19 protein-coding genes and 2 riboswitches are annotated in these 19,813 nt (G+C 69.9%); of the genes, 8 read left to right on the top strand and 11 right to left on the bottom strand.

Annotated elements, in window-relative coordinates:
- A partial coding sequence (locus ABFX54_RS00375; RefSeq protein ID WP_346100816.1) for a hypothetical protein occupies window positions 1–626 on the top strand: 626 nt, incomplete at its 5' end.
- Between the two features lie 10 nt (window positions 627–636).
- Here the strand turns inward: ABFX54_RS00375 and ABFX54_RS00370 are convergent.
- Window positions 637–1,206: an amino-acid N-acetyltransferase gene (locus ABFX54_RS00370; RefSeq protein WP_428834471.1), complete on the bottom strand. Its 570-nt coding sequence runs from the start codon at window positions 1,204–1,206 to the stop codon at window positions 637–639.
- 280 nt (window positions 1,207–1,486) lie between these two features.
- Window positions 1,487–1,636, top strand: a riboswitch (cyclic di-AMP (ydaO/yuaA leader).
- A 5-nt stretch (window positions 1,637–1,641) separates the two neighbouring features.
- On the opposite strand from ABFX54_RS00370, the gene ABFX54_RS00365 reads away from it, so the two are divergent.
- Window positions 1,642–2,685, top strand: a complete 1,044-nt coding sequence (locus ABFX54_RS00365; protein WP_346100815.1) for a C40 family peptidase — start codon at window positions 1,642–1,644, stop codon at window positions 2,683–2,685.
- Window positions 2,686–2,731: 46 nt separating this feature from the next.
- On the opposite strand, the gene ABFX54_RS00360 is transcribed toward ABFX54_RS00365, so the two are convergent.
- Window positions 2,732–2,944, bottom strand: a complete 213-nt coding sequence (locus ABFX54_RS00360) for a LuxR C-terminal-related transcriptional regulator (RefSeq protein WP_043615366.1) — start codon at window positions 2,942–2,944, stop codon at window positions 2,732–2,734.
- Window positions 2,945–3,872: 928 nt separating this feature from the next.
- A complete protein-coding gene (gene lysX, locus ABFX54_RS00355) occupies window positions 3,873–5,354 on the bottom strand; it encodes a bifunctional lysylphosphatidylglycerol synthetase/lysine--tRNA ligase LysX (RefSeq protein ID WP_346100814.1) in 1,482 nt (493 codons plus the stop codon).
- Window positions 5,355–5,502: 148 nt separating this feature from the next.
- Here lysX and ABFX54_RS00350 point away from each other — a divergent pair, with 148 nt between their 5' ends.
- On the top strand, window positions 5,503–5,976 hold the full coding sequence (locus ABFX54_RS00350; RefSeq protein ID WP_346100813.1) for a hypothetical protein: 474 nt from the start codon (window positions 5,503–5,505) through the stop codon (window positions 5,974–5,976).
- A 60-nt stretch (window positions 5,977–6,036) separates the two neighbouring features.
- On the opposite strand, the gene ABFX54_RS00345 is transcribed toward ABFX54_RS00350, so the two are convergent.
- The 5 genes from ABFX54_RS00345 to ABFX54_RS00325 all read right to left on the bottom strand — a co-directional run bounded on the left by ABFX54_RS00345 (window position 6,037) and on the right by ABFX54_RS00325 (window position 11,709).
- A complete protein-coding gene (locus ABFX54_RS00345) occupies window positions 6,037–6,819 on the bottom strand; it encodes a type III pantothenate kinase (protein ID WP_346100812.1) in 783 nt (260 codons plus the stop codon).
- 3 nt (window positions 6,820–6,822) lie between these two features.
- Entirely contained in the window at window positions 6,823–9,348 is a 2,526-nt protein-coding gene (locus tag ABFX54_RS00340; RefSeq protein WP_346100811.1) for an L-aspartate oxidase, read from the bottom strand.
- 77 nt (window positions 9,349–9,425) lie between these two features.
- Window positions 9,426–10,262, bottom strand: a complete 837-nt coding sequence (gene panC, locus ABFX54_RS00335; protein ID WP_346100810.1) for a pantoate--beta-alanine ligase — start codon at window positions 10,260–10,262, stop codon at window positions 9,426–9,428.
- 22 nt (window positions 10,263–10,284) lie between these two features.
- The gene (locus ABFX54_RS00330; RefSeq protein WP_346100809.1) at window positions 10,285–11,175 is read right to left on the bottom strand and encodes a Rossmann-like and DUF2520 domain-containing protein; all 891 of its coding nucleotides are present in this window, start codon (window positions 11,173–11,175) and stop codon (window positions 10,285–10,287) included.
- Between the two features lie 306 nt (window positions 11,176–11,481).
- A complete protein-coding gene (locus ABFX54_RS00325; protein WP_346100808.1) occupies window positions 11,482–11,709 on the bottom strand; it encodes a chaplin family protein in 228 nt (75 codons plus the stop codon).
- Window positions 11,710–11,894: 185 nt separating this feature from the next.
- On the opposite strand from ABFX54_RS00325, the gene ABFX54_RS00320 reads away from it, so the two are divergent.
- Window positions 11,895–12,857 carry an SAM-dependent methyltransferase gene (locus ABFX54_RS00320; RefSeq protein ID WP_346100807.1) on the top strand — a complete coding sequence of 321 codons (963 nt, stop codon included), beginning with the start codon at window positions 11,895–11,897 and terminating at the stop codon, window positions 12,855–12,857.
- 15 nt (window positions 12,858–12,872) lie between these two features.
- On the opposite strand, the gene ABFX54_RS00315 is transcribed toward ABFX54_RS00320, so the two are convergent.
- On the bottom strand, window positions 12,873–14,066 hold the full coding sequence (locus tag ABFX54_RS00315) for a cytochrome P450 (RefSeq protein WP_346100806.1): 1,194 nt from the start codon (window positions 14,064–14,066) through the stop codon (window positions 12,873–12,875).
- 9 nt (window positions 14,067–14,075) lie between these two features.
- The gene (locus ABFX54_RS00310) at window positions 14,076–14,828 is read right to left on the bottom strand and encodes a TerC family protein (protein ID WP_346100805.1); all 753 of its coding nucleotides are present in this window, start codon (window positions 14,826–14,828) and stop codon (window positions 14,076–14,078) included.
- Window positions 14,829–14,944: 116 nt separating this feature from the next.
- Window positions 14,945–15,060, top strand: a riboswitch (SAM riboswitch).
- Between the two features lie 46 nt (window positions 15,061–15,106).
- Between ABFX54_RS00310 and ABFX54_RS00305 the strand changes: the two genes are divergently transcribed.
- Window positions 15,107–16,429, top strand: a complete 1,323-nt coding sequence (locus tag ABFX54_RS00305) for an aminotransferase class V-fold PLP-dependent enzyme (protein WP_346100804.1) — start codon at window positions 15,107–15,109, stop codon at window positions 16,427–16,429.
- A gap of 9 nt (window positions 16,430–16,438) precedes the next feature.
- Here the strand turns inward: ABFX54_RS00305 and ABFX54_RS00300 are convergent, their stop codons facing one another.
- Window positions 16,439–17,179: a DoxX family protein gene (locus ABFX54_RS00300; protein ID WP_346100803.1), complete on the bottom strand. Its 741-nt coding sequence runs from the start codon at window positions 17,177–17,179 to the stop codon at window positions 16,439–16,441.
- Between the two features lie 122 nt (window positions 17,180–17,301).
- On the opposite strand from ABFX54_RS00300, the gene ABFX54_RS00295 reads away from it, so the two are divergent.
- Genes ABFX54_RS00295 through ABFX54_RS00285 form a run of 3 tightly spaced genes read left to right on the top strand, consistent with a single transcriptional unit; the run spans window position 17,302 to window position 19,812 of the window.
- Window positions 17,302–18,447 carry an NADH-quinone oxidoreductase subunit D gene (locus tag ABFX54_RS00295; RefSeq protein WP_346100802.1) on the top strand — a complete coding sequence of 382 codons (1,146 nt, stop codon included), beginning with the start codon at window positions 17,302–17,304 and terminating at the stop codon, window positions 18,445–18,447.
- Entirely contained in the window at window positions 18,444–19,634 is a 1,191-nt protein-coding gene (locus tag ABFX54_RS00290; protein ID WP_346100801.1) for an acyltransferase family protein, read from the top strand. The genes ABFX54_RS00295 and ABFX54_RS00290 overlap by 4 nt, the downstream gene beginning before the upstream one ends.
- Window positions 19,627–19,812: a hypothetical protein gene (locus ABFX54_RS00285; protein ID WP_346100800.1), complete on the top strand. Its 186-nt coding sequence runs from the start codon at window positions 19,627–19,629 to the stop codon at window positions 19,810–19,812. Before ABFX54_RS00290 ends, ABFX54_RS00285 begins: the two co-directional genes overlap by 8 nt.
- Window position 19,813 lies beyond the last annotated feature (1 nt).

The following is a 19,813-nucleotide window of genomic DNA, read 5'->3' as shown; positions in this document are numbered from 1 at the left end:
CCGGGCTGGGACTGCTGCTGCTGACCGTAGCCCTGCTGCTGGCCGTAGTCCTGCTGGCCGTAGCCCGGCTGCGACTGCTGCTGCTGACCGTACTGCGGCTGCTGACCCGACTGAGGCTGCTGGCCGTAGCCCTGCTGCCCGTACTGAGCCTGCTGGCCATAGTCGGGCTGGGACTGCTGCTGCTGCCCGTAACCCTGCTGCTGGCCGTAGTCCTGCTGGCCATAGCCCTGCTGACCGTAGCCCGGCTGGGACTGCTGCTGCTGCCCGTAGCCCTGCTGCTGGCCGTACTGGGGTTGCTGGCCGTATTGCTGCTGCTGGCCGTAGCCCTGCTGGCCGTAGCCCGGCTGGGACTGCTGCTGCTGCCCGTAGCCCTGCTGCTGGCCGTACTGGGGCTGCTGCCCATAGGCGTCGTCCGCCCGGTAGCCGACCACAGTGACGTCGGGGTCGGGCTCGCCGGGGTGGCGGCCCGAGTTCTGCTGCCCGTAAGGGGTGCCGGGGGCAGAGTTTTCTCCGGAGTCGTCCTGTGGATACGGCGGCTGTCCGGTGCTCACCGTGTCACCTCGCTTCGAGTGCGCATGTGGCACGTGTCAGGACACATGCCTGTGCTGCCCAACGTATCGACATAGGTATCAACAATCACCTTTCCATCTGGTCAAGGTCCGCGTCACCCGATGTCAGATGGAGCAGCATGCGGGTGTTGCCCAGGGTGTTCGGTTTGACGTGTTCCAGGTCGAGGAACTCCGCCACGCCCTCGTCGTAGGAGGCGAGAAGTTCGGCGTACACCTCGGGTGAGACGGGGGTGCCCTGTATCGGGCGGAACCCGAGTCTCGCGAAGAAATCGACCTCAAAAGTTAGACAGAATACACGCCGCAGACCCAGATCCGTCGCCTGCTGTATCAGCGCCGAGACGATCCGGTGGCCGACGCCCATGCCCCGGCATTCGGGATCCACGGCCACGGTGCGGACCTCCGCGAGGTCCTCCCACAGCACGTGGAGCGCGCCGCACCCGACTACCCGCCCGCCCCGCTCGGCCACCCAGAACTCCTGCACGTCTTCGTACAGGGTCACCGTGGCCTTCTCCAGGAGCCGCGGGCCCGCGCCCGCGTAGGTGTCCACCAGCCTCCTGACCGTGCGCACGTCCGGCGTGCGGGCACGCCGGACCACCACCGCGGTCTCGGGCATCGTCAGTTCGGCCACCTGCTCCATGGCTCTCCAGAGTACAGATGTCATTACGGCTCGGCCCTAACTGCCATGTCCCGGCCCATCCTGTTACATGACCCGGTCATATGGGCGCGCCCCTGGCGCCGGCCTCGCGGCTGCGGCAGAAGCAAGGGCAAAGAGGACATAAAGTCGCTTCTGTACGAGTGACCACGAGATCACCTTGTGACCCTTCGGTTGTGAAACCTCTACAGACTCGGCAGTTCTGGTTGAGCACGAACCCGGAGTGCATTAGTGTCCTGCGACGATGTCCCCCACGTGTCGCAACGTGAGGGACACGCCCAATTCCCGTGAGGGAAGCCGGGGACCCGCCGGTGACGACCCCCATCGTCACCACTGGGGTGAATCCGAATCGTTCGGTAGGGCTGCTCCGGCCCGAACCCGTCAGCTAACCCGGTAGGCGTCCATGAGAGGAGCTGGTTGGTGAAGCGCACGCACGACGGTGGGGGGAAGACGGCGGGCAAGCACGCCCGCCCTCCGGAACGACCTCGGCGGCCGCACCGCTTCGGTGTGGTGAGTCTCACGATCGCCGCGGTCCTCCTCGCGATCCCCGTCGCCTCGGCGTCCGCCGATCCCAAGCCCTCGCTCAAGGAGCTGGCCAAGCGGGTCGAGAAGATGCACACCGAGATCGAGACGCTGAGCGAGCAGTACAACGGCCAGCGGGAGAAGCTCAAGACCGCCCAGAAGGCCGCAGAGGCCGCGAAGAAGACCCTGGCCACCAGTGAGGCCGATCTCGCCGCCAAGCGGGCCAAGGCCGCCATGCTCGCCGAGAACGCCTACATCACGGGCGGCCTGGGCCGGGTGCTGGCGTTCACCACCTCCAAGGACCCCGACACCTTCCTCGACCGCGCCGCCACCACGTACGTGCTGGAGCAGCAGCAGGGCGAGGCGGTCAACCAGGTCACCAAGGCCAGGGCGGCCGCCGAGCGGGCCAGGGCCGGCGCCAAGGCGCGCATCGACGAGGTCGAGCAGCTCGTCAACGAGCTGGGCGGCAAGCGCGACAAGATCACCAAGCTGGTCGCCAAGGTCGAGAGCAACCTGTTCAGCCGGGCGCTGGGCGAGGCCGGGCGGCCCGGCACCCGCGCGACCCGCGTCGACCTGCCGATCGTCGGCGCCGGCAAGGCCGCCCAGGCCGCGCGCTGGGCGCTCACGCAGCAGCTCAAGCCGTACGTCTGGGGCGCCGAGGGGCCGAGCTCCTTCGACTGCTCCGGCCTGGTCATGGCCGCCTACCAGAGGGTGGGCATCTCACTGCCCCACTACACCGGCAGCCAGTGGACGGCGGGCCGGCACATCCCGCGCGAGCAGCTGCGAGCGGGCGACCTGGTGTTCTTCTACAGCGACCTGCACCACGTCGGCATCTATCTCGGCGGCGGCATGATGGTGCACGCGCCGCGGACCGGTGACGTGGTGCGCATCGCCTCGATCGCCAACCGGCCGTTCGCCGGCGCCGTACGCATCGCCGACTGAGCCCCTGCCCACGGCTCGTCGGCGCCGTCGCTTGAAGTGCCCGCCGCTAGATCAGCTGGCGGCGGGCCGCCCAGGCCACGGCCTCGATCGCCGTGGCCACGCCGATGCGGTCGCAGATGCCGCGCAATCGCCGGCGTACGGTACGGCCGCTGATGTCCAGACGTCTGCCCACCCGGTCGACCGTGACTCCCTTCGCCAGCTCCGCCAGCAATGCAAGATCGGCATGGCTCAGCTCAACGCCTTCAGTGAGCACATCCATCGGGAGCCCTCCCCCCCAACAGCTGAACTTGGGCCTCTCAAGCGGGCCGAAGTCGCTCCTCGCAGACGGTAAACGCATCCTGGAAAGGTCGTCAAGCATGACAATCCGGGCCCTTGACGAGCGCTATTGACATGATCCGATATATATGACGCACTCGCGATATGTCGTTAATGATCGTCGAGCGATAGGCGCAGTCATCGAGCCTTCCGCGCAGGCCGGATCCGCGATGACGAAGGCGGTGGACGTGCTGGGTTTTGATCCATTCGACGGCGAGTTTCTGCGTGATCCTTATCCCCGTCATCGCGATCTTCGCGCGTGGACCGCTCTGTTCCGCACGCGCGCGTGATCACTCGCAGCCACCGCGCACGTCCTCCGCACCATGTGGCTCCACGATCCGCGCTCCGGCCGCGGCATCGCGCCCATGGGCGCACAGGCCCAGGTCAGCAGGCCGGGCCGATCGTATGGACGGACCCGCAGGAGCGTACCTGGCCGCGCGCCTTGGTGATCAGGGCGTCACTTTCCGCAGGTGCCGGCGTCCGAGCCCACGCCTGGAGGTGATCACCGGCGACCTGTTCGCCGCTCCGACCGGCGAGGCCGCTCTCGGAGCCGCTCCGAGGGGAGCTACTTCCGGACATGACGATCAGCGAACGCTCGGAGCGCCTGCGGAGGATCACGAACGGAGCCGCGGCCGTAGTGAGATCCCGGCGCGCACCTTGACCCGATGCTTACAGCGGCGCTCGGGCGGGGAACCGGGCGGGCCGGAAGGGAGTTTCACGACCACGCCGTGACGAGAGTGCGGGAACTGAGCGCCCGAGCCGGCCGTCGATCTCATCAGCGACGGCCGGGCCCAGGCGCACCCGGGCGGGACCGATGCGGCCCCGGGCAAGGCCGGTGCGGCCCGACAGGGCCGCACCGGGGTGACCGTGACTCAGTGGGTGGGCTTGACCAGCGGGAACAGGATCGTCTCGCGAATGTTCCTGCCGGTGAACGCCATGATCATCCGGTCGATGCCGGCGCCCATGCCCCCCGTGGGCGGCATGGCGTATTCGAGCGCCTGCAAGAAGTCCTCGTCGACCTGCATGGCCTCGGGGTCGCCCCCGGCCGCCAGCAGCGACTGCTCGACGAGCCGGCGCCGCTGCTCGATCGGGTCGTTGAGCTCGGAGTAGGCGGTGCCCAGCTCGGTGCCGAAGCCGATCAGGTCCCACTTCTCCGTCAGCAGCGGGTCGTCGCGGTGGTTGCGCGCCAGTGGGGACGTCTCCAGCGGATAGTCCATCACGAACGTGGGCTGGACCAGCGTGTGCTCGACCAGCGCCTCGAACAGCTCCTGCACGATCTTGCCCGAGCCCCACTTCGGGTCCCAGTGGATCTCGCGCCGGTCGGCCAGCTTGCGCAGCTCCTCCAGGGTGGTGGAGGTGGTGATCTCCTCGCCCACGGCCTGCGACACCGCGCCGTAGAGGGTGATGCGCGGCCACTCGGGCAGGCCGAGGTCGATCTCCTTGCCGTCGTGGACGACCACCGTGGTGTCCAGGGCGGCCACCACGGCCTTCTGGTACATCCGCTGGGTCAGGTCGGCCATGTCGTTGTAGTCGAGGTAGGTGCCGTACGCCTCGATCATGGTGAACTCGGGGTTGTGCGTCGAGTCGGCGCCTTCGTTGCGGAAGTTCCGGTTGATCTCGAAGACCTTCTCGATGCCGCCCACCACGAGCCGCTTGAGGTAGAGCTCGATCGCGATGCGAAGGTAGAGCTCCATGTCGTAGGCGTTGATGTGGGTCTGGAACGGCCGGGCCGTCGCGCCGCCGTGGATCGGCTGCAGCATCGGCGTCTCGACCTCTAGATAGCCCTCTTCGTGCCAGAAGTCGCGCACCGCGCGCACCGTGGCGCTGCGTACCCGCGCCATCGTCCTGGCCTCGTCGTTGACGATGAGGTCGACGTAGCGCTGACGCACCCGCGCCTCGGGGTCCGTGAGGCCGACGTGCTTCTCCGGCAGCGGGCGCAGGCACTTGGAGGTGATCTGCCAGCTCTCGGCCAGGATCGACAGCTCGCCCCTGCGCGAGGTGATGACCTCGCCGCTGACGCCCACGTGGTCGCCCAGGTCGACGTCACGCTTCCAGGCGGCCAGGGACTCCTCGCCGACCTTGTCGAGCGAGATCATCACCTGGAGGTCGGCGCCGCCGTCGCGGAGCGTGGCGAAGCAGAGCTTGCCGCCCACGCGGTTGAGCATGACGCGCCCCGCGACGGCGACCCGGTCGCCGGTCGCGGTGTCGGGCTCAAGGCCCTCGTATTTCTCCCTGACCTCGGCGTTGGTCGCCGTACGTGGGAAGTTCACCGGGTAAGGATCGACGCCCTCGCTGCGAAGGCGGTCGAGCTTCTCCCTCCGGATGCGCATCTGCTCGGGAAGTTCGTCGCTCACAACATCAAAGGGTAGGGGATATGGCGAACTGCAAGGGCTCGTCGGTCTGCTGCAGACTTTCTGCAAGGGCCCGCGCCTATCAATGTCTCACGAGCTCGAAGGGGGGTGCCGGCAAGGAGCCGGCCCGAGGGGAGCTCAAGGAGACGAGATGTTCAAGAAGATCGCGACCGGCCTCGCCGCCGTCGCCGCGACCAGCGCTCTGGCCCTGGCGCTTCCCGCCGCCGCCTACGCGAGCACGCCCGACGACCACTCCGAGTACTGGGGCCCCGTCTACGCCAAGCACTTCAAGGCCAAGGCGCAGGGCTGGGTGGGCGTCGACTGGGACCACGACGGCGAGTCCAACGAGGTCACGGTCAGAGGCCGGCTCTGGGACCTGGACAACCGCACCTACCGCGCCGGCGGCAAGTGCGCGTTCGTGAAGTTCGAGGCCAGTGACTTCGACCACGACTGGTCGCCGGTCTACTACAAGAAGTACTGCGGCTACCCGGGCTCGAAGTGGTTCCAGTTCCAGGAGAACGACGTCTTCAGCCTGCGGGCGAAGGTCTGCCAGATCGGCCCCCACAGCAACTTCCCCGTCAAGTGCGGCCACTGGCAGTACATCTACACCGCCGAGAGCGAGTGACGGGTGAAAGCGCGAGCGGCCCCCCACCCGAGCGGGGGGCCGCTCGTCGTGTGCCGGAGCTCAGGCGGTGTTGCGGTGGTAGATGAGCCGCAGCCCGATGAGGGTCAGCCACGGCTCGTGCACGTCGATCGAACGTGACTCACCCACGACCAGCGCCGCGTGCCCGCCGGTGGCGACGACCGTCACCTCGTCGGGGTCGTCGGCCAGTTCGGCCGTCATGCGCTCGACGATGCCGTCCACCTGGCCGGCGAAGCCGTAGATGATCCCGGCCTGCAGCGCCTCGACGGTGTTCTTGGCGATCACCGAGCGCGGCCTGACCAGCTCGACCTTGTGCAACTGGGCTCCGGCGGCGGCCAGGGCGTCCACCGAGATCTCGATGCCGGGGGCGGTGACCGCGCCGACGTATTCGCCCTTGGCGGAGACGGCGTCGAACGAGGTCGCGGTGCCGAAGTCGACGATGACGCAGGGGCCGCCGTACTGGTCGATGGCGGCCAGCGCGTTCACGATGCGGTCGCTGCCGACCTCTTTGGGGTTGTCCATCCGTACGGGCACCCCGGTGCGGATGCCCGGCTCCACGATCACGGCGGTCACGTCGCCGTAGTAACGGCGGCACATCTCACGCATCTCGTTGAGCACGCTCGGCACCGTGGAGCAGATGGCGATGCCGTCGATGTCGGCCCCCTTGAGCAGCGGCGACTGGCTCAGCAGCCCCTGGAGGACGACGGCGATCTCGTCGGCGGTACGGCGGGCGTCGGTGGCCAGCCTCCAGTGCTCGATGACGTCCTCGCCCTCGAACAACCCCAGCACCGTGTGCGTGTTGCCGACGTCGATCGTGAGCAGCATTCATTACCCCCGCAGATCCAGTGCGATGTCAAGGGCCGGCGCTGAGTGCGTCAGTGCTCCCACCGCAAGGTAGTCAACGCCAGTTTCCGCCACATCACGGGCCGATTCCAAGGTCAATCCCCCGCTCGCCTCAAGAGCAACCCTATTTTTCGCCCGATTTTTCACGATATGTACGGCACGCGCGGTGTCCTCGATCGTGAAGTTGTCCAGCAGGATCAGCTCGGCGCCTTCGTCCAGCACGGGGTCGAGCTGGTCGAGCCGGTCGACCTCCACCTCGATCGGCAGGTCGGGGTAGCGCTCCCTGACCGCCCTGAACGCCTCGGCCACCCCGCCCGCGGCCACGACGTGGTTGTCCTTGATCAGGGCGGCGTCCGACAGCGACATCCGGTGGTTCACGCCACCGCCGCTGCGTACCGCGTACTTCTCCAATGCCCGCAGGCCGGGCAGGGTCTTGCGGCTGTCGCGCACCCGCGCGCCCGTGCCGCCGACGGCCTCGGCCCAGCGCGCGGTCAGCGTGGCCACTCCCGACAGGTGGGTGAGCAGGTTGAGCGCGGTGCGCTCGGCCGTCAGCAGGGCGCGTACGGGGCCCTCGACGGTCATCAGCACGTCGCCGGCCCGCACCCGTTCGCCGTCCTTGGCCCCGCGCTCGGCGCGGGCGGCCCCGAGCCGGACGAACACCGCCTCGGCCACCGCCAGCCCGGCCACCACGCCGTCCTTGCGGGCCACCACGTCGGCCACCGCGCGCTGCCCCTCGGGGATCGTGGCCAGGCTCGTCACGTCGCCCGCGTCCTGCAGATCCTCGGCCAGCGCGCGGTCGATCAGCGCGTCCACCTCGGCCGGGTCCAGCCCGGCCGCCGTGAGCTCCTGCGCCAGGCGCGGCGTCATCGCGTCACCGTGCGGCGTGTACGTCATGCGGGGGCCCTCCTTCGTCAGGGTCACGTCGAGGTGGCCCAGCCATTCGTCGTCGTCGCGGGTGTCGTGGTCCTCGCGCCAGTGCGAGCCGCGCGTCTCCAGCCTGGCGGCCGCCGCGCCCGTGAGGATGGTGGCGACGGTGAGCAGGTTCGTGGCCTCCCACGCCTCGGTGCAGGCGGGCACCTCGACCGGGGTCCAGCGGGCGTCGCGCAGCGCCGAGGCGGTGGCGACCAGCGACTCGCGGCTGCGCAGCACGCTCGCGCCGGTGCTCATGTGAGCCTGGATCCTCGCCCTGACCCGCGGGTCCACCAGCCCTTCCGCCTCCGTGCCCGGCACCGGCTCTCCCGGCGCGGGCCGCCGCGCGTGCACGTCGGCGGCGATGCGCTCGGCGAACACGAGCCCTTCGAGCAGGGAGTTGGAGGCCAGCCGGTTGGCACCGTGCACGCCGGTGCAGGCGACCTCGCCGCAGGCGTAGAGGCCCTCGATGGAGGTACGGCCGTGCAGGTCCGTACGCACGCCGCCGCTGGCGTAATGGGCGGCCGGCGAGACCGGGATCGGCTGCGTGACCGGGTCGATGCCGTGTTCGCGGCAGACCGCGTAGATCGTGGGGAAGCGCGACTCCCACTTCTCCCTGCCGAAGTGGCGGCCGTCGAGGAAGACGTGGTCGCGGCCGGTGGCCCGCATCGTGCGCATGATGGCCTTGGCCACCACGTCGCGCGGCGCGAGGTCGCCCAGCTCGTGCGCGCCCTCCATGAACCGGCGGCCTTCGTGGTCGATGAGGAAGGCACCCTCGCCCCTGACGGCCTCGGAGATCAGCGGCTGCTGCCCGGTCGAGCCCTCGCCGAGCCACAGCACGGTCGGATGGAACTGGACGAACTCCAGGTCGCGCACCACCGCTCCGGCCCGCAGCGCGAGGGCCACGCCGTCGCCGGTGGAGACGACCGGGTTGGTGGTGGCGGCGTAGACCTGGCCCATGCCGCCGGTCGCCAGCACCACCGCCCTGGCGTGCACCGCGCCCACGCCGTCGCGCGCGCCCACGCCCATGACGTGCAGCGTCACGCCCCTGGCCCGGCCCTTCGCGTCTTTCAGCAGGTCGAGGACCAGCGCGTGCTCGATCACCTCGATCGAGCCGGCCCGCACCGCCTCGACCAGAGCCCGCTGGACCTCGGCGCCGGTGGCGTCGCCGCCCGCGTGCACGATCCGGCGGCGCCGGTGCCCGCCTTCCCTGGTGAGCTGGAGCTCCCCGTCGGCCGTCCGGTCGAAGCGGGCGCCACGTGCCATCAGCCGCCGCAGCGCGTCGGGGCCCTCGGTCACCAGCGTGCGCACCGCCCGTACGTCACAGAGCCCGACTCCCGCCAGCAACGTGTCACTCAGGTGCTCGTCGGGGGTGTCCTCCGGGTCGAGCACGGCCGCGATGCCGCCCTGGGCCCACCGGGTCGAGCCGGATGACAGCACGTCCTTGGTGACGACCAGCACCTTGGCCGCCGGCTCCAGCTCGGCGTAGCGCAGGGCCACGGTCAGGCCGGCGATGCCGGAGCCCACCACGACCATGTCGGCCGTGGCGATCCAGCCGGGATCGGGGGCGGTCAGACGCAGGGGAATCGCCGGTGCACTCATCGGGGGTCTCCTCACTGAGGCGATTTCGTCACTATGACGATAACGCCAGGCGCGGCGTGCCCATGCCCCGGGGGTCCTCAGGCGGGGTTGAGGGTGAGGGTGACGTTGTCGATGAGCCGCGTGGTGCCGACCCTGGCCGCCACCGCGAGCACGGCCAGGCCCTCGTACGACTCGCTCACTTCGGCGAACGTGGCCGGATCCACCAGCGCCAGATAGTCGACCTCAAGCCCGGGGCCCACCTCGTCGAGCACGGCCATGGCCGTGCGCCTGATCTCGGACGGGGCGAGGCGGGCCGCCCCCGCCCGCAGCGCCCGCGAGAGCGCCAGGGCCAGCCGCCGGTCGTCCTCGGACAGGAAGCGGTTGCGACTGGACAGGGCCAGGCCGTCGGGCTCGCGTACGGTCGGCGACCCCAGGATCTCGATCGGCAGGTCGAAGTCGGCGACCATGCGGCGGATGAGGGCGAGTTGCTGGGCGTCCTTCTGCCCGAAGACGGCCAGGTCGGGCTGGACCAGGTTGAACAGCTTGAGCACCACCGTGAGCATGCCGTCGAAGTGACCGGGCCTGGCGGCGCCCTCGACGATGCGGCCCATCTCGCCGGAGGAGACGGAGATCTGGCGGTCGGGGGCGTACATGTCCTCGACGGCCGGGTGGAACACGACGTCCACGCCTTCGGCGCGGCACACGTCAAGATCGGCGTCGAATGTACGGGGATAGCGTGAAAAATCCTCGTTTGGAGAAAATTGGAGAGGATTGACGAAGATGCTGACCACGACCTGATCGGCGCGCACCCGGGCCTGCCTGATCAGCGACCGGTGGCCCTCGTGCAGCGCCCCCATGGTCGGGACCAGCGCCACCGTGCCGGCACGGCGCGCCTTGACCAGGTCTTCCCGGTTGCCGGCGACGATCAGCTCCATGAGTGCCCTCCAAGCGCGACGATCAGGTCCATATATTGCCCCCTAGCGCGTCGAGCAGCCTCTCCGCCTCCTCGGGTTTGAGCAACCCGGCGGCCAGCGCCCGGTCCGCCGTGAGCCTGGCCAGCGCGATGTAGGCGTCGGCCGCCTCCGGGGCGGCCAGGATCAGCGCGTCCACGTGCTTGCGCACCGTGCCGGCGTCACCCCGCACGACGGGGCCGGTCAGGCCGGCGATGCCCAGCCGCAGCACGTTGTCGAGCGCCGCGCCGAGCAGCGGGCCCAGCATCCGGCCCGGATGCTCGACGCCGATGCCGCGCAGCAGGTCGGAGGACTCCGCGATGAGCGTGACCATGTGGTTGGCGGCTCCGGCCAGGGCCGCGTGGTAGAGCGGGCGGTCGGAGTCGGCGATCCACACCGGCTCGCCGCCCATCTCGATCACCAGCGCCTCGGCCACCGGCCGCAGCACGTCGGGCGCGGTGACGCCGTACGAGATGCCGGTGAGCTTGTTGAGGTCGTCGTCCCTGCCGGTGAAGGTCATCACGGGGTGCAGGGCGAGGGGCAGCGCGCCCGCCTCGGCCGCGGGGTCGAGCACCGACAGCCCGTACGCCCCGCTGGTGTGCACCAGCATCTTGCCCTGGAGGTCGGCGCCCGTGCTGGCCAGCCCGCTGACCAGGCCGGGCAGCGGGTCGTCCGGCACGGTGAGCAGGATGAGCTGGGCCGCGGCCACCACCTCGTCCGGCCTGGACGGCGAGAGACCGAGCCGCTCGGCCGCCCACCGCTGGGAGGTGTCGGACACTCCGCTGGCGGCCACCACGCGGTGCCCCGCCTGCGCCAGCGCGGCACCGAGAGCCGAGCCGACCTTGCCCGCCCCCAGCACGCCGACAGTCAGCCGGGCCGGGCGATCCCCTGCGTCCATGACGTCTCACCCCTGTCGTAATGGCACCGCCGACCAGCGTAACGGCCTTGCGAGAGTGCCAGCGTGACGAGTGCTTTGCCGCGCGTTGAGTTAACGACAAAAGCGACAAGGGCACACAAAGAACGCACCCCCTGTCGGAAGAGATGAGGAGAGGGGTCACCGCATGAAAGCGGGCGCCACGTCCCTTGCCGGAACCTGACGCCCGCACATCGCGACCCCTTGGAGGTGCGCCGGCTGGTCATCCGCCGACTGACCAGTTGGGGACACGAACCCGGGCCGGCCTGCGCCGGCCCGGGTTCGCCGCTGTCAGTGGTGGCTCGGCGCGTACGCGTTGGCCCCGCCCTTGCAGCCCGCCACGGCGAGGCCGATGACCGCGATGGCGTTGCCGCAGATGTTGATCGGGGCGGTGATCGGCAGGTGCACCTGGTTGCCGGAGAGCACACCGCCGGCGCCGTTGGTGATGTCGGCGTGGGCCGGGGCGGCCATCGACAGCATGGCGGCGGCACCTGCGACGACCAGGACCTTCTTCAGCATGAGGGCTCCTCTCAGTTTCGCGGCTTCGCGCCGCGAGTGCTCGGGGAGCGATCCGCTCCGCCGGTAGGGGATGGCGCAACGCGATCACTCGATGACAATGGGTAAACGCTACCGCAAGTCGGAGACATTGAGTAGTCATATGATGACAGTGCGTGCCCGTCGCGAGTCATGAGATAGTCCAGAACATGTGGCTCACCTGGCGCGTCGCCACCGAGCGCGCGCTGTACGGCGAGGAGGGTTTCTACCTCCGCGAACGCCCGTCGGGCCACTTCCGCACCTCGGTCAGCGCCTCGGCCGCCTTCGCCGGAGCCGTGCTGGCGCTGCTCGCGGAAGTGGACGCCGAGCTGGGCAAGCCCGACGTGCTCGACCTGGTCGACATCGGCGCGGGCGAGGGCGTGCTGGTCGCCCAGGTCCTGGAGTCGGCGCCGCCCGCGTTGCGCGATCGGCTGCGGATCACGGCGGTCGACCTGTCCCCCAGGCCGCCCGACCTGCCCGGGCGCGTCCGCTGGTCCGGCGAGGTGCCCAACGGCATCGTGGGGCTGGCCATCGCCAACGAGTGGCTGGACAACGTGCCGCTCGACGTGGCCGAGCAGACCGCTGAAGGGCCGCGCCTCATCCTGGTCGACGTGCGCACGGGCGAGGAGCGGCTCGGCGGGCCGCTGCGCCCGGCCGACCGGGCCTGGCTGGAGCGGTGGTGGCCGCTGACCCGCGTGGGCTCGCGGGCCGAGATCGGCCTCCCCCGCGACGAGGCATGGGCCTCGGTCCTGGTACGTCTCCGCAGAGGCCGGGCGATAGCCATCGATTATGCACACCCTGTGGACAACCGGCCGTTGTGCGGCACGCTGACCGGGTACCGCGACGGCGCGGTCGTCACCCCCGTACCCGACGGGACCTGCGACATCACCGCACATGTCGCCCTCGACGCGTGCGCGGCGGCCGGGATCAGGGCCGGTGCGATATCCACAACCTTGTCCACACAGCGCGCGGCGCTGCGCGAGCTGGGGGTCACCGGCGCGCGTCCGCCGCTCGACCTGGCCCGGGTCGATCCGCGCGGCTATCTCAGGGCGCTGGCGCGGGCCTCGGAGGAGGGCGAGCTGATCGATCCTTCGGGGCTCGGCGGCTTCGGCTGGCTCAGCCAGCAGCGGTGAGCGTAAGCGCCGCTCTCAGGCGGTGGCGGTGAGGTCGAGGCTTCGCAGGCCGCGAATGATGTAGCCGGGCTTCCACGCCGGCTCCTCGCGCAGCTCCAGCGTGGCCGCCCGGTCCAGCAGCGCGCCGAACGACTCCGCCAGCTCGATCCTGGCCAGCGGCGCGCCCAGGCAGAAGTGGATGCCCGCGCCGAACGAGATGTGCGGATTGTCGGCACGACCCACGTCGAGCCGGTCCGGGTCCTCGAACACGTCCTGGTCCCGGTTCGCCGAGCCGAACAGCAGCGCCACCTCCGAGCCGCGCGGGATCCGTACACCGTGCACCTCGATGTCCTCCAGCACCCAGCGCTCGAACATCTGCAACGGCGTGTCCCAGCGCATCAGCTCCTCGACGGCGGTGGGCAGCAGGGACCGGTCCGCGCGCAGCCTGGCCAGCTCGCCGGGGTTCCTGAACAGCGACCACCAGCCGTTGCCCGTCACGTTCACGGTGGCCTCGTGGCCGGCGTTGAGCAGCAGGACGCAGGTGCCGACCAGCTCGTCCTCGGTCAGCTCCTCGATCTGGGTGAGCGCCGAGATCAGGTCCTCGCCCGGGGCGCGGCGGCGTTCGGCGGCCAGGGCCTTGAGGTAACCGGCGAACTCCGACGCCGCGCGCACCGCGGTGTGCTGGGCCTCGGGGGCGGGGTTGAGCTCATACATGCCGCAGATGTCGGCCGACCAGGGGCGCAGCAGGTGGCGGTCCTGGTCGGGGATGCCGAGCATCTCCGCGATGACGGTCACCGGGAGCGGCTCGGCCACCTCGGCGATCAGGTCACCGCCGCCCTTGTCTACATACGCCGCCACCAGGTCCCCCGCGATGGCACGGACGCGGGGGCGCAGCGAGTCGACCATGCGCGGCGTGAACGCCCTGGAGACCAGCCGGCGCAGCCTCGTGTGCACCGGCGGCTCCACGTCGAGCATGCCCGCTCTGATCACCCGCCAGAACGGCTCCTGGAACTCCGGCTCCGCCGGCCTGCCGAACTCCTCGTGGGTGGCCACGTGCAGGTAGGAGCGGCCCAGCCGGCGGTCTCTGAGCAGCGCGTTGACGTCGGCGTGCCGCGCGATGAGCCACTGGCCCGTCGGCTCGAAGTAGGTGACGGGCGCCTCGCGCCTCAACTCGTCGTACACGCGGTACGGGTACGCCACGAAATCCGGATTCCAAGGATCAAAGCCCACTATTTCATCTTAGGATGGGGTTTCTCCTTCCTGGACGGCCTGCCGCCTCCTGGTGTGCCTGCTGCGCACCCGGATGTTGAGCAGCTCCACGACGACCGAGAACGCCATCGCGAAGTAGATGTAACCCTTCGGGATGTGCTGGTCGAGGCCCTCGGCGACGAGCACCACCCCGATCAGCACCAGGAACGACAGCGCCAGCATCTTGATGGTCGGATGCGCGTCCACGAACCGGCTGATCGGCCCGGAGGCGAACAGCATCACCACCACGGCCACCACGACCGCCGCGATCATCACGCCCAGCTCGTCCACCATGCCGACGGCGGTGATCACGGAGTCCAGTGAGAACACCACGTCCAGCACCATGATCTGCACGATCACCGACGTGAAGGAGACGGCGGCGGCCTGCTTGCCGTCCTTGCCGGCCGGGGCCTCCATGCTGTGGTGGATCTCGGTGACGCTCTTGCCCAGCAGGAACAACCCGCCGAGCAGCAGGATGAGGTCGCGTCCCGAAATTTCCTGACCTAGCACCGTGAACAGCGGCTGCGTGAGCTGAACCACCCATGACAGGCCGAACAGCAGAAGCAGCCGGCTGAGCAGAGCCGCCGCCAGACCGAGCACACGGGCCCTGTCGCGCTGCTCGGCGGGCAGCTTCCCGGCGAGGATGGAGATGAAAATGATGTTGTCGATCCCCAGCACGATCTCCAGGGCGACCAGGGTGAAGAAGCCGATCCAGATATTCGGATCGGCCACCCAGTCCAGCATCGGGTACCTCCATGACTCGGGGGTTGATGGGGTTTCCCGGTAGCAACGAGCCGAGCCGAGCATTAGTTCGCGGGGTTGCGATTCATGCCGGGGTGTCGGTTATAGTTCCCCTCGTAGGTCATGAGTGCCAGCGACAAGCCCCGGCTAGCTGGCCGGCAACCCTCGCGTCCGCGGCGGGGTGCCCCGGGTGAAGACCTGGTCCGTCACGAGGTGTGGCGGGCAAGCGCGGGCTCCGTGGCTGCTTCCAGGGGTCCGATGGCCCTTCAGGAGGTACCCCTGTGTCCACTCTGACGATCTTCAACTCCGCCCGTACGCCCGAGGCCGCCCCCGCCTCCGCGACGAGCCGGCCCATTCCCGCCGTGCTGGGCGCCGACCTGGAGGTGCCGGTCAAGGGCGGCAGGCTGGTGGGGTACGCCAACCTGGACTACGCGGCCAGCGCGCCCTGTCTTGAGCCGGTCAGCGCCGCCGTCACCGCCGCGCTCCCGGCCTACTCCAGCGTCCACCGCGGCGCCGGCTACGCCTCCCAGCTCACCACCGCCCGGTACGAACAGGCCCGCCACACGGTCAGGGCCTTCGTCGGCGCCCGCCCCGACGACTCCGTGATCTTCACCCGCAACACCACCGACGCCACGAACCTGCTGGCCGGCTGCCTGCCCGAAGGCACCACCACGGTGGTCTTCGACACCGAGCACCACGCCTCCCTGCTGCCCTGGCGGCACGCCGTGCGGCTGGCGCCGCCCGCCTTCCCCGGCGAGGCCGTGCGCGCCGCCGACGAGGCGCTGGCCGCGATCGAGGGGCCCAAGCTGCTGGTCGTCACCGCCGCCTCCAACGTCACCGGCGAACTGTGGCCGATCGCCGCGCTGGCGCACATCGCGCATCGGCACGGGGCCAGGATCCTGGTGGACGCGGCGCAGCTCGTACCGCATCGGCGGCTCAACCTGACCGCGCTCGACCTGGACTACGTCGCCTTCTCCGGGCACAAGCTGTACGCGCCCTTCGGGGCCGGCGCGCTCGTCGGGCGCAGGGACTGGCTGGCCGAGGGTGAGCCGTACCTCAGGGGCGGGGGCGCGGTGCGCTCGGTCGGGGAGAGCGTGGAGTGGCACGACGACCCCGAGCCCAGGCACGAGGCGGGCACCCCGAACGTGCTCGGCGCCATCGCCCTGGCCGCCGCCTGCGACGCGCTGACCGCGACCGGCTGGACCGCGCTGGTGCGGGAGGAGGAGCGGCTGATCGCGCGGCTGCGCTCGGGGCTGGCTTCGATCGAGGGCGTACGTGAGCTGTCCCTGTGGGGGGACGACCACCCGCGCGTGGGCATCGTGTCGTTCACCGTGGCCGGGTACACGGCGCGCGAGGTGGCCGAGGCGCTGTCCGGCGAGTACGGCATCGGGGTGCGCGACGGCAAGTTCTGCGCGCACCCGTTCGTCCGGCACCTGCTGGGCACGTCCAACAGCGCCTCCGACGGGGCCTCCGACGGGGCCCCCGACGGCGACTGCGCGGACGACACCGGCTCGGCGGTGCGGGCCTCGATCGGCATCGGGAGCACGCAGGAGCACGTGGACCGGCTGATCGAGGCCGTGCGGGACCTCGTCTCCCGCCGCTGAGCCCGGAGGTCAGCGGTTCGGCGGCTTGTGGTGCTGCGGCGGCTCGTCGGAGACGAGCGCGTCGATCTCCCTCATGTCGTCGTCGTTGAACCTCCCGGAGCCGGTCGGGCCGGTCGAGCGGGTCGTGTCGGGCGCGGCCGGCTGCCTGGGCACCTCCGGGCGGTCTGCCGGGACGTCCCGATCGGCGGGCGTCATGGGCCCGCCGGTGCGACCGGCCTGAGCCGTTCCCGTGGCGGTCGTGCCCGCTGCGGTACCCGCGGCCGTGCCCGCCGCCATGCCCGCGTCTCCCCTGCTCGGGGCGTGCGCGGCCAGTTCCTCCTCGGCCACCCGCCGCTCCCCGCGCCTGTGGAGGACCGAGGTGAAGATGGCGTCCAGCCCGATGCGCCCGCCACCCAGGGCGAGGAACAGCAGGCACAGCGCGCCGAGCGCCCCCGGCAGCTCCCAGCCGTTGTTCGCCGACAGCACGCCGTGGCTCCCGTGCACGAACACGATCGCGCCGATCATGTTGATCAGCAGCAGCAACGCCACCGGACGCACCAGCAGCCCGAGGATCAGGAAGACGCCGCCGACGGTCTCGACAATGGTCGAGAATCCGGCCGCCATCACCGGCATCGGGATGCCCATCTCCCGGAAACCCTCGGAAGCGGCGCTGAGCCCGCCCTGCCACTTCTGCCAGCCGTGCGCGAGGAAGATCACGCCGGTGGCGACTCGTGCGATCAGAGCTGCGACATCAAAAAGAACTCTCTTCATGGTGTTTTCTCCCCCCGTTACCGGTATTCCTCCCCATGTCCGGCTTCGGGATGCGTTTCCATACCATCTCTTGACCATCCCCCGCGCTGGATCACGTCCGGGTACGGTGGCAGCATTGCCGTATGACGGAACGAGTGGTCGGAATCGGCGCGGGCGCGAAAGAGCTGGCCACCGAGGACATGATCCTCAACATCGGCCCGCAGCACCCGTCCACCCACGGGGTGCTCAGGCTACGGCTGACCCTCGACGGCGAGCGCATCGCCACCGCCGAGCCGATCATCGGCTACATGCACCGGGGCGCGGAGAAGCTGTTCGAGGTGCGTGACTACCGTCAGATCATCATGCTGGCCAACCGCCACGACTGGCTGTCCGGCTTCGCGAACGAGCTGGGCGTGGTGCTCGCCGCCGAGCGCCTGCTGGGCATGGAGCCGCCGGTCAGGGCCGTGTGGGCGCGCACACTGCTGGCCGAGCTCAACCGGGTGCTCAACCACCTGATGTTCCTCGGCTCCTATCCCCTGGAGCTGGGCGCGATGACGCCGCTGTTCTACTCCTTCGACGAGCGCGAACGCATCCAGGCCGTCATGGAGGAGATCTCCGGCGGGCGCATGCACTACATGTTCAACCGGGTCGGCGGGCTCAAGGAGGACCTGCCGCTCGGCTGGCTCGACCGGGTGAGCCAGGCCGTCGCCGAGACCCGCCGCCGCGTCCCCGACATCGAGAACCTCATCCTGCACAACGAGATCTTCATCGCGCGCACCAGGGGCGTGGGCGTGCTCACCCGCGAGCAGATCATGCAGTACGGCGTCAGCGGCCCCATCGCCCGCGCCTCGGGCGTCGACTTCGACCTGCGCCGCGACGAGCCGTACCTGGCCTACCCCGAGCTGCCGGTGAAGGTCGTCACCCGGAGCGCGGGCGACTGCCACGACCGCTTCGAGGTGCTGTTCGAGCAGCTCAAGGTCTCGCTGGACCTGGCCGACGCCTGCGTCGAACGGCTGCGCTCGCTGCCGCCCGGGCCGATCAACCAGCGGCTGCCCAAGGTGCTCAAGGTGCCGGAGGGCCACACGTACGCGTGGACGGAGAACCCGCTCGGGATCAACGGCTACTACCTGGTGTCGAAGGGCGACAAGACGCCGTGGCGGCTCAAGCTGCGCTCGGCCTCCTACAGCAACATCCAGGTGCTGCGCGAGATGCTGCCCGGGCATCTCGTGGCTGACATGGTGGCCATCCTCGGCTCCATGTTCTTCGTGGTAGGTGACATCGACAAGTGACCTCCGCCCCCGTCCCCGCCCCCAGCCCTGCCCCCGACCCTTCCGCGGAACGCGACAAGTACGTCGACTGGCTGCGCGCGCTGAGCCTGGTCGTCGTGGTCCTGTGGCACTGGGCCTTCACCATCCTGGAGTGGAAGCCGCACGGCCCCGAGCCCACCAGCCCGCTGGGCTTCACCTCCGGCCTGTGGATCCTCACCTGGCTGCTGCAGGTGCTGCCGCTGTTCTTCTACGTCGGCGGCCACGTGCACCTGCTGTCCTGGCGCCAGGCCAGGGCGCGCGGGGTCGGCATCGGCTCGTTCGTCGCGCGGCGGATCAAGGCGCTGGCCCTGCCTGCGCTGGTCCTGTCCGGGGTGTGGATCGCCATCGGGGCGACGGTGACGTACACGTTCCAGGTGGACTGGATGTGGCGGGTCGTGCTGCTCGTCCTCAGCCCGCTGTGGTTCCTCGGCGTCTACCTCGTGCTGATCGCGCTGCTGCCGCTCGCGCTCTGGCTGCACAAGCGCTACGACGTGCTCACCCTCATCTGGCTCGGCGGGGCGGCGCTGGTGGTGGACGTGCTGCGCTTCCGGTACGAGGTCGAGGGCGTCGCCTGGCTCAACATGATCATCATCTGGGGGCTGGCCCACCAGGCCGGGTTCTTCTACGACCGCGTCGTCGAACTGCCCAGACGCTATGACGTGGCACTGCTGTGGACGGGGCTGTTCGCCCTGTTCGGGCTCGTCTACTCCGGCATCTACCCGGGCTCGATGGTCGGGGTGCCCGGCGACAAGTGGTCCAACATGGCGCCGCCCACGTTCGTCATCGTCGCGCTGCTGCTCTTCCAGATCGGGCTGGTCGAGGTGCTGCGCCCGGCCATGGAACGGGTGCTGGAACGGCCGGGCTGGCGGCGGCTCAACGAGTTCATCAACCGCTACGCGCTGCCGCTTTTCCTCTTCCACACCACCGGGATGGCCATCTCCCTGGGCCTGTCGTGGTGGCTGTTCGGCTCGCTGGGCGACCGGATCCCGCCGGACACGGTGTGGTGGCTGGAACGCCCGATCGCCGTCATCGGGCCGCTCATCTGCACGGCACCGGTCATCTATCTCTTCGGCCGCCGTCGTGCCCCCCGCCGTGCCCCCCGCCGGGCCCGCGTCGGGCAAACGCAGGACAAGGGCGTCGGCGGGTCCATAAGCTCGGGACATGGCTGAGATCGCCTTCCGGGCCAACGCCGAAGACGAGCGGATCATCCGCACCGCCCTTCGCGAAGACGAACGGCCGAGTGACGTCCTGCGCCGCGCGCTGCGCCTGCTCCAGCGCGAGATGTGGCACGACCGCCTGGCCGCGGCGGCCCGCAAGGCCGTGGAGGGCCTGGGCGAGCACAACTAGA

The organism is Nonomuraea maheshkhaliensis (genome assembly GCF_039529435.1).
GTDB lineage: Bacteria > Actinomycetota > Actinomycetes > Streptosporangiales > Streptosporangiaceae > Nonomuraea > Nonomuraea maheshkhaliensis.
Note: the sequence above shows the minus strand (reverse complement) of the source record. Positions and strands in the feature narration are given on the sequence as shown.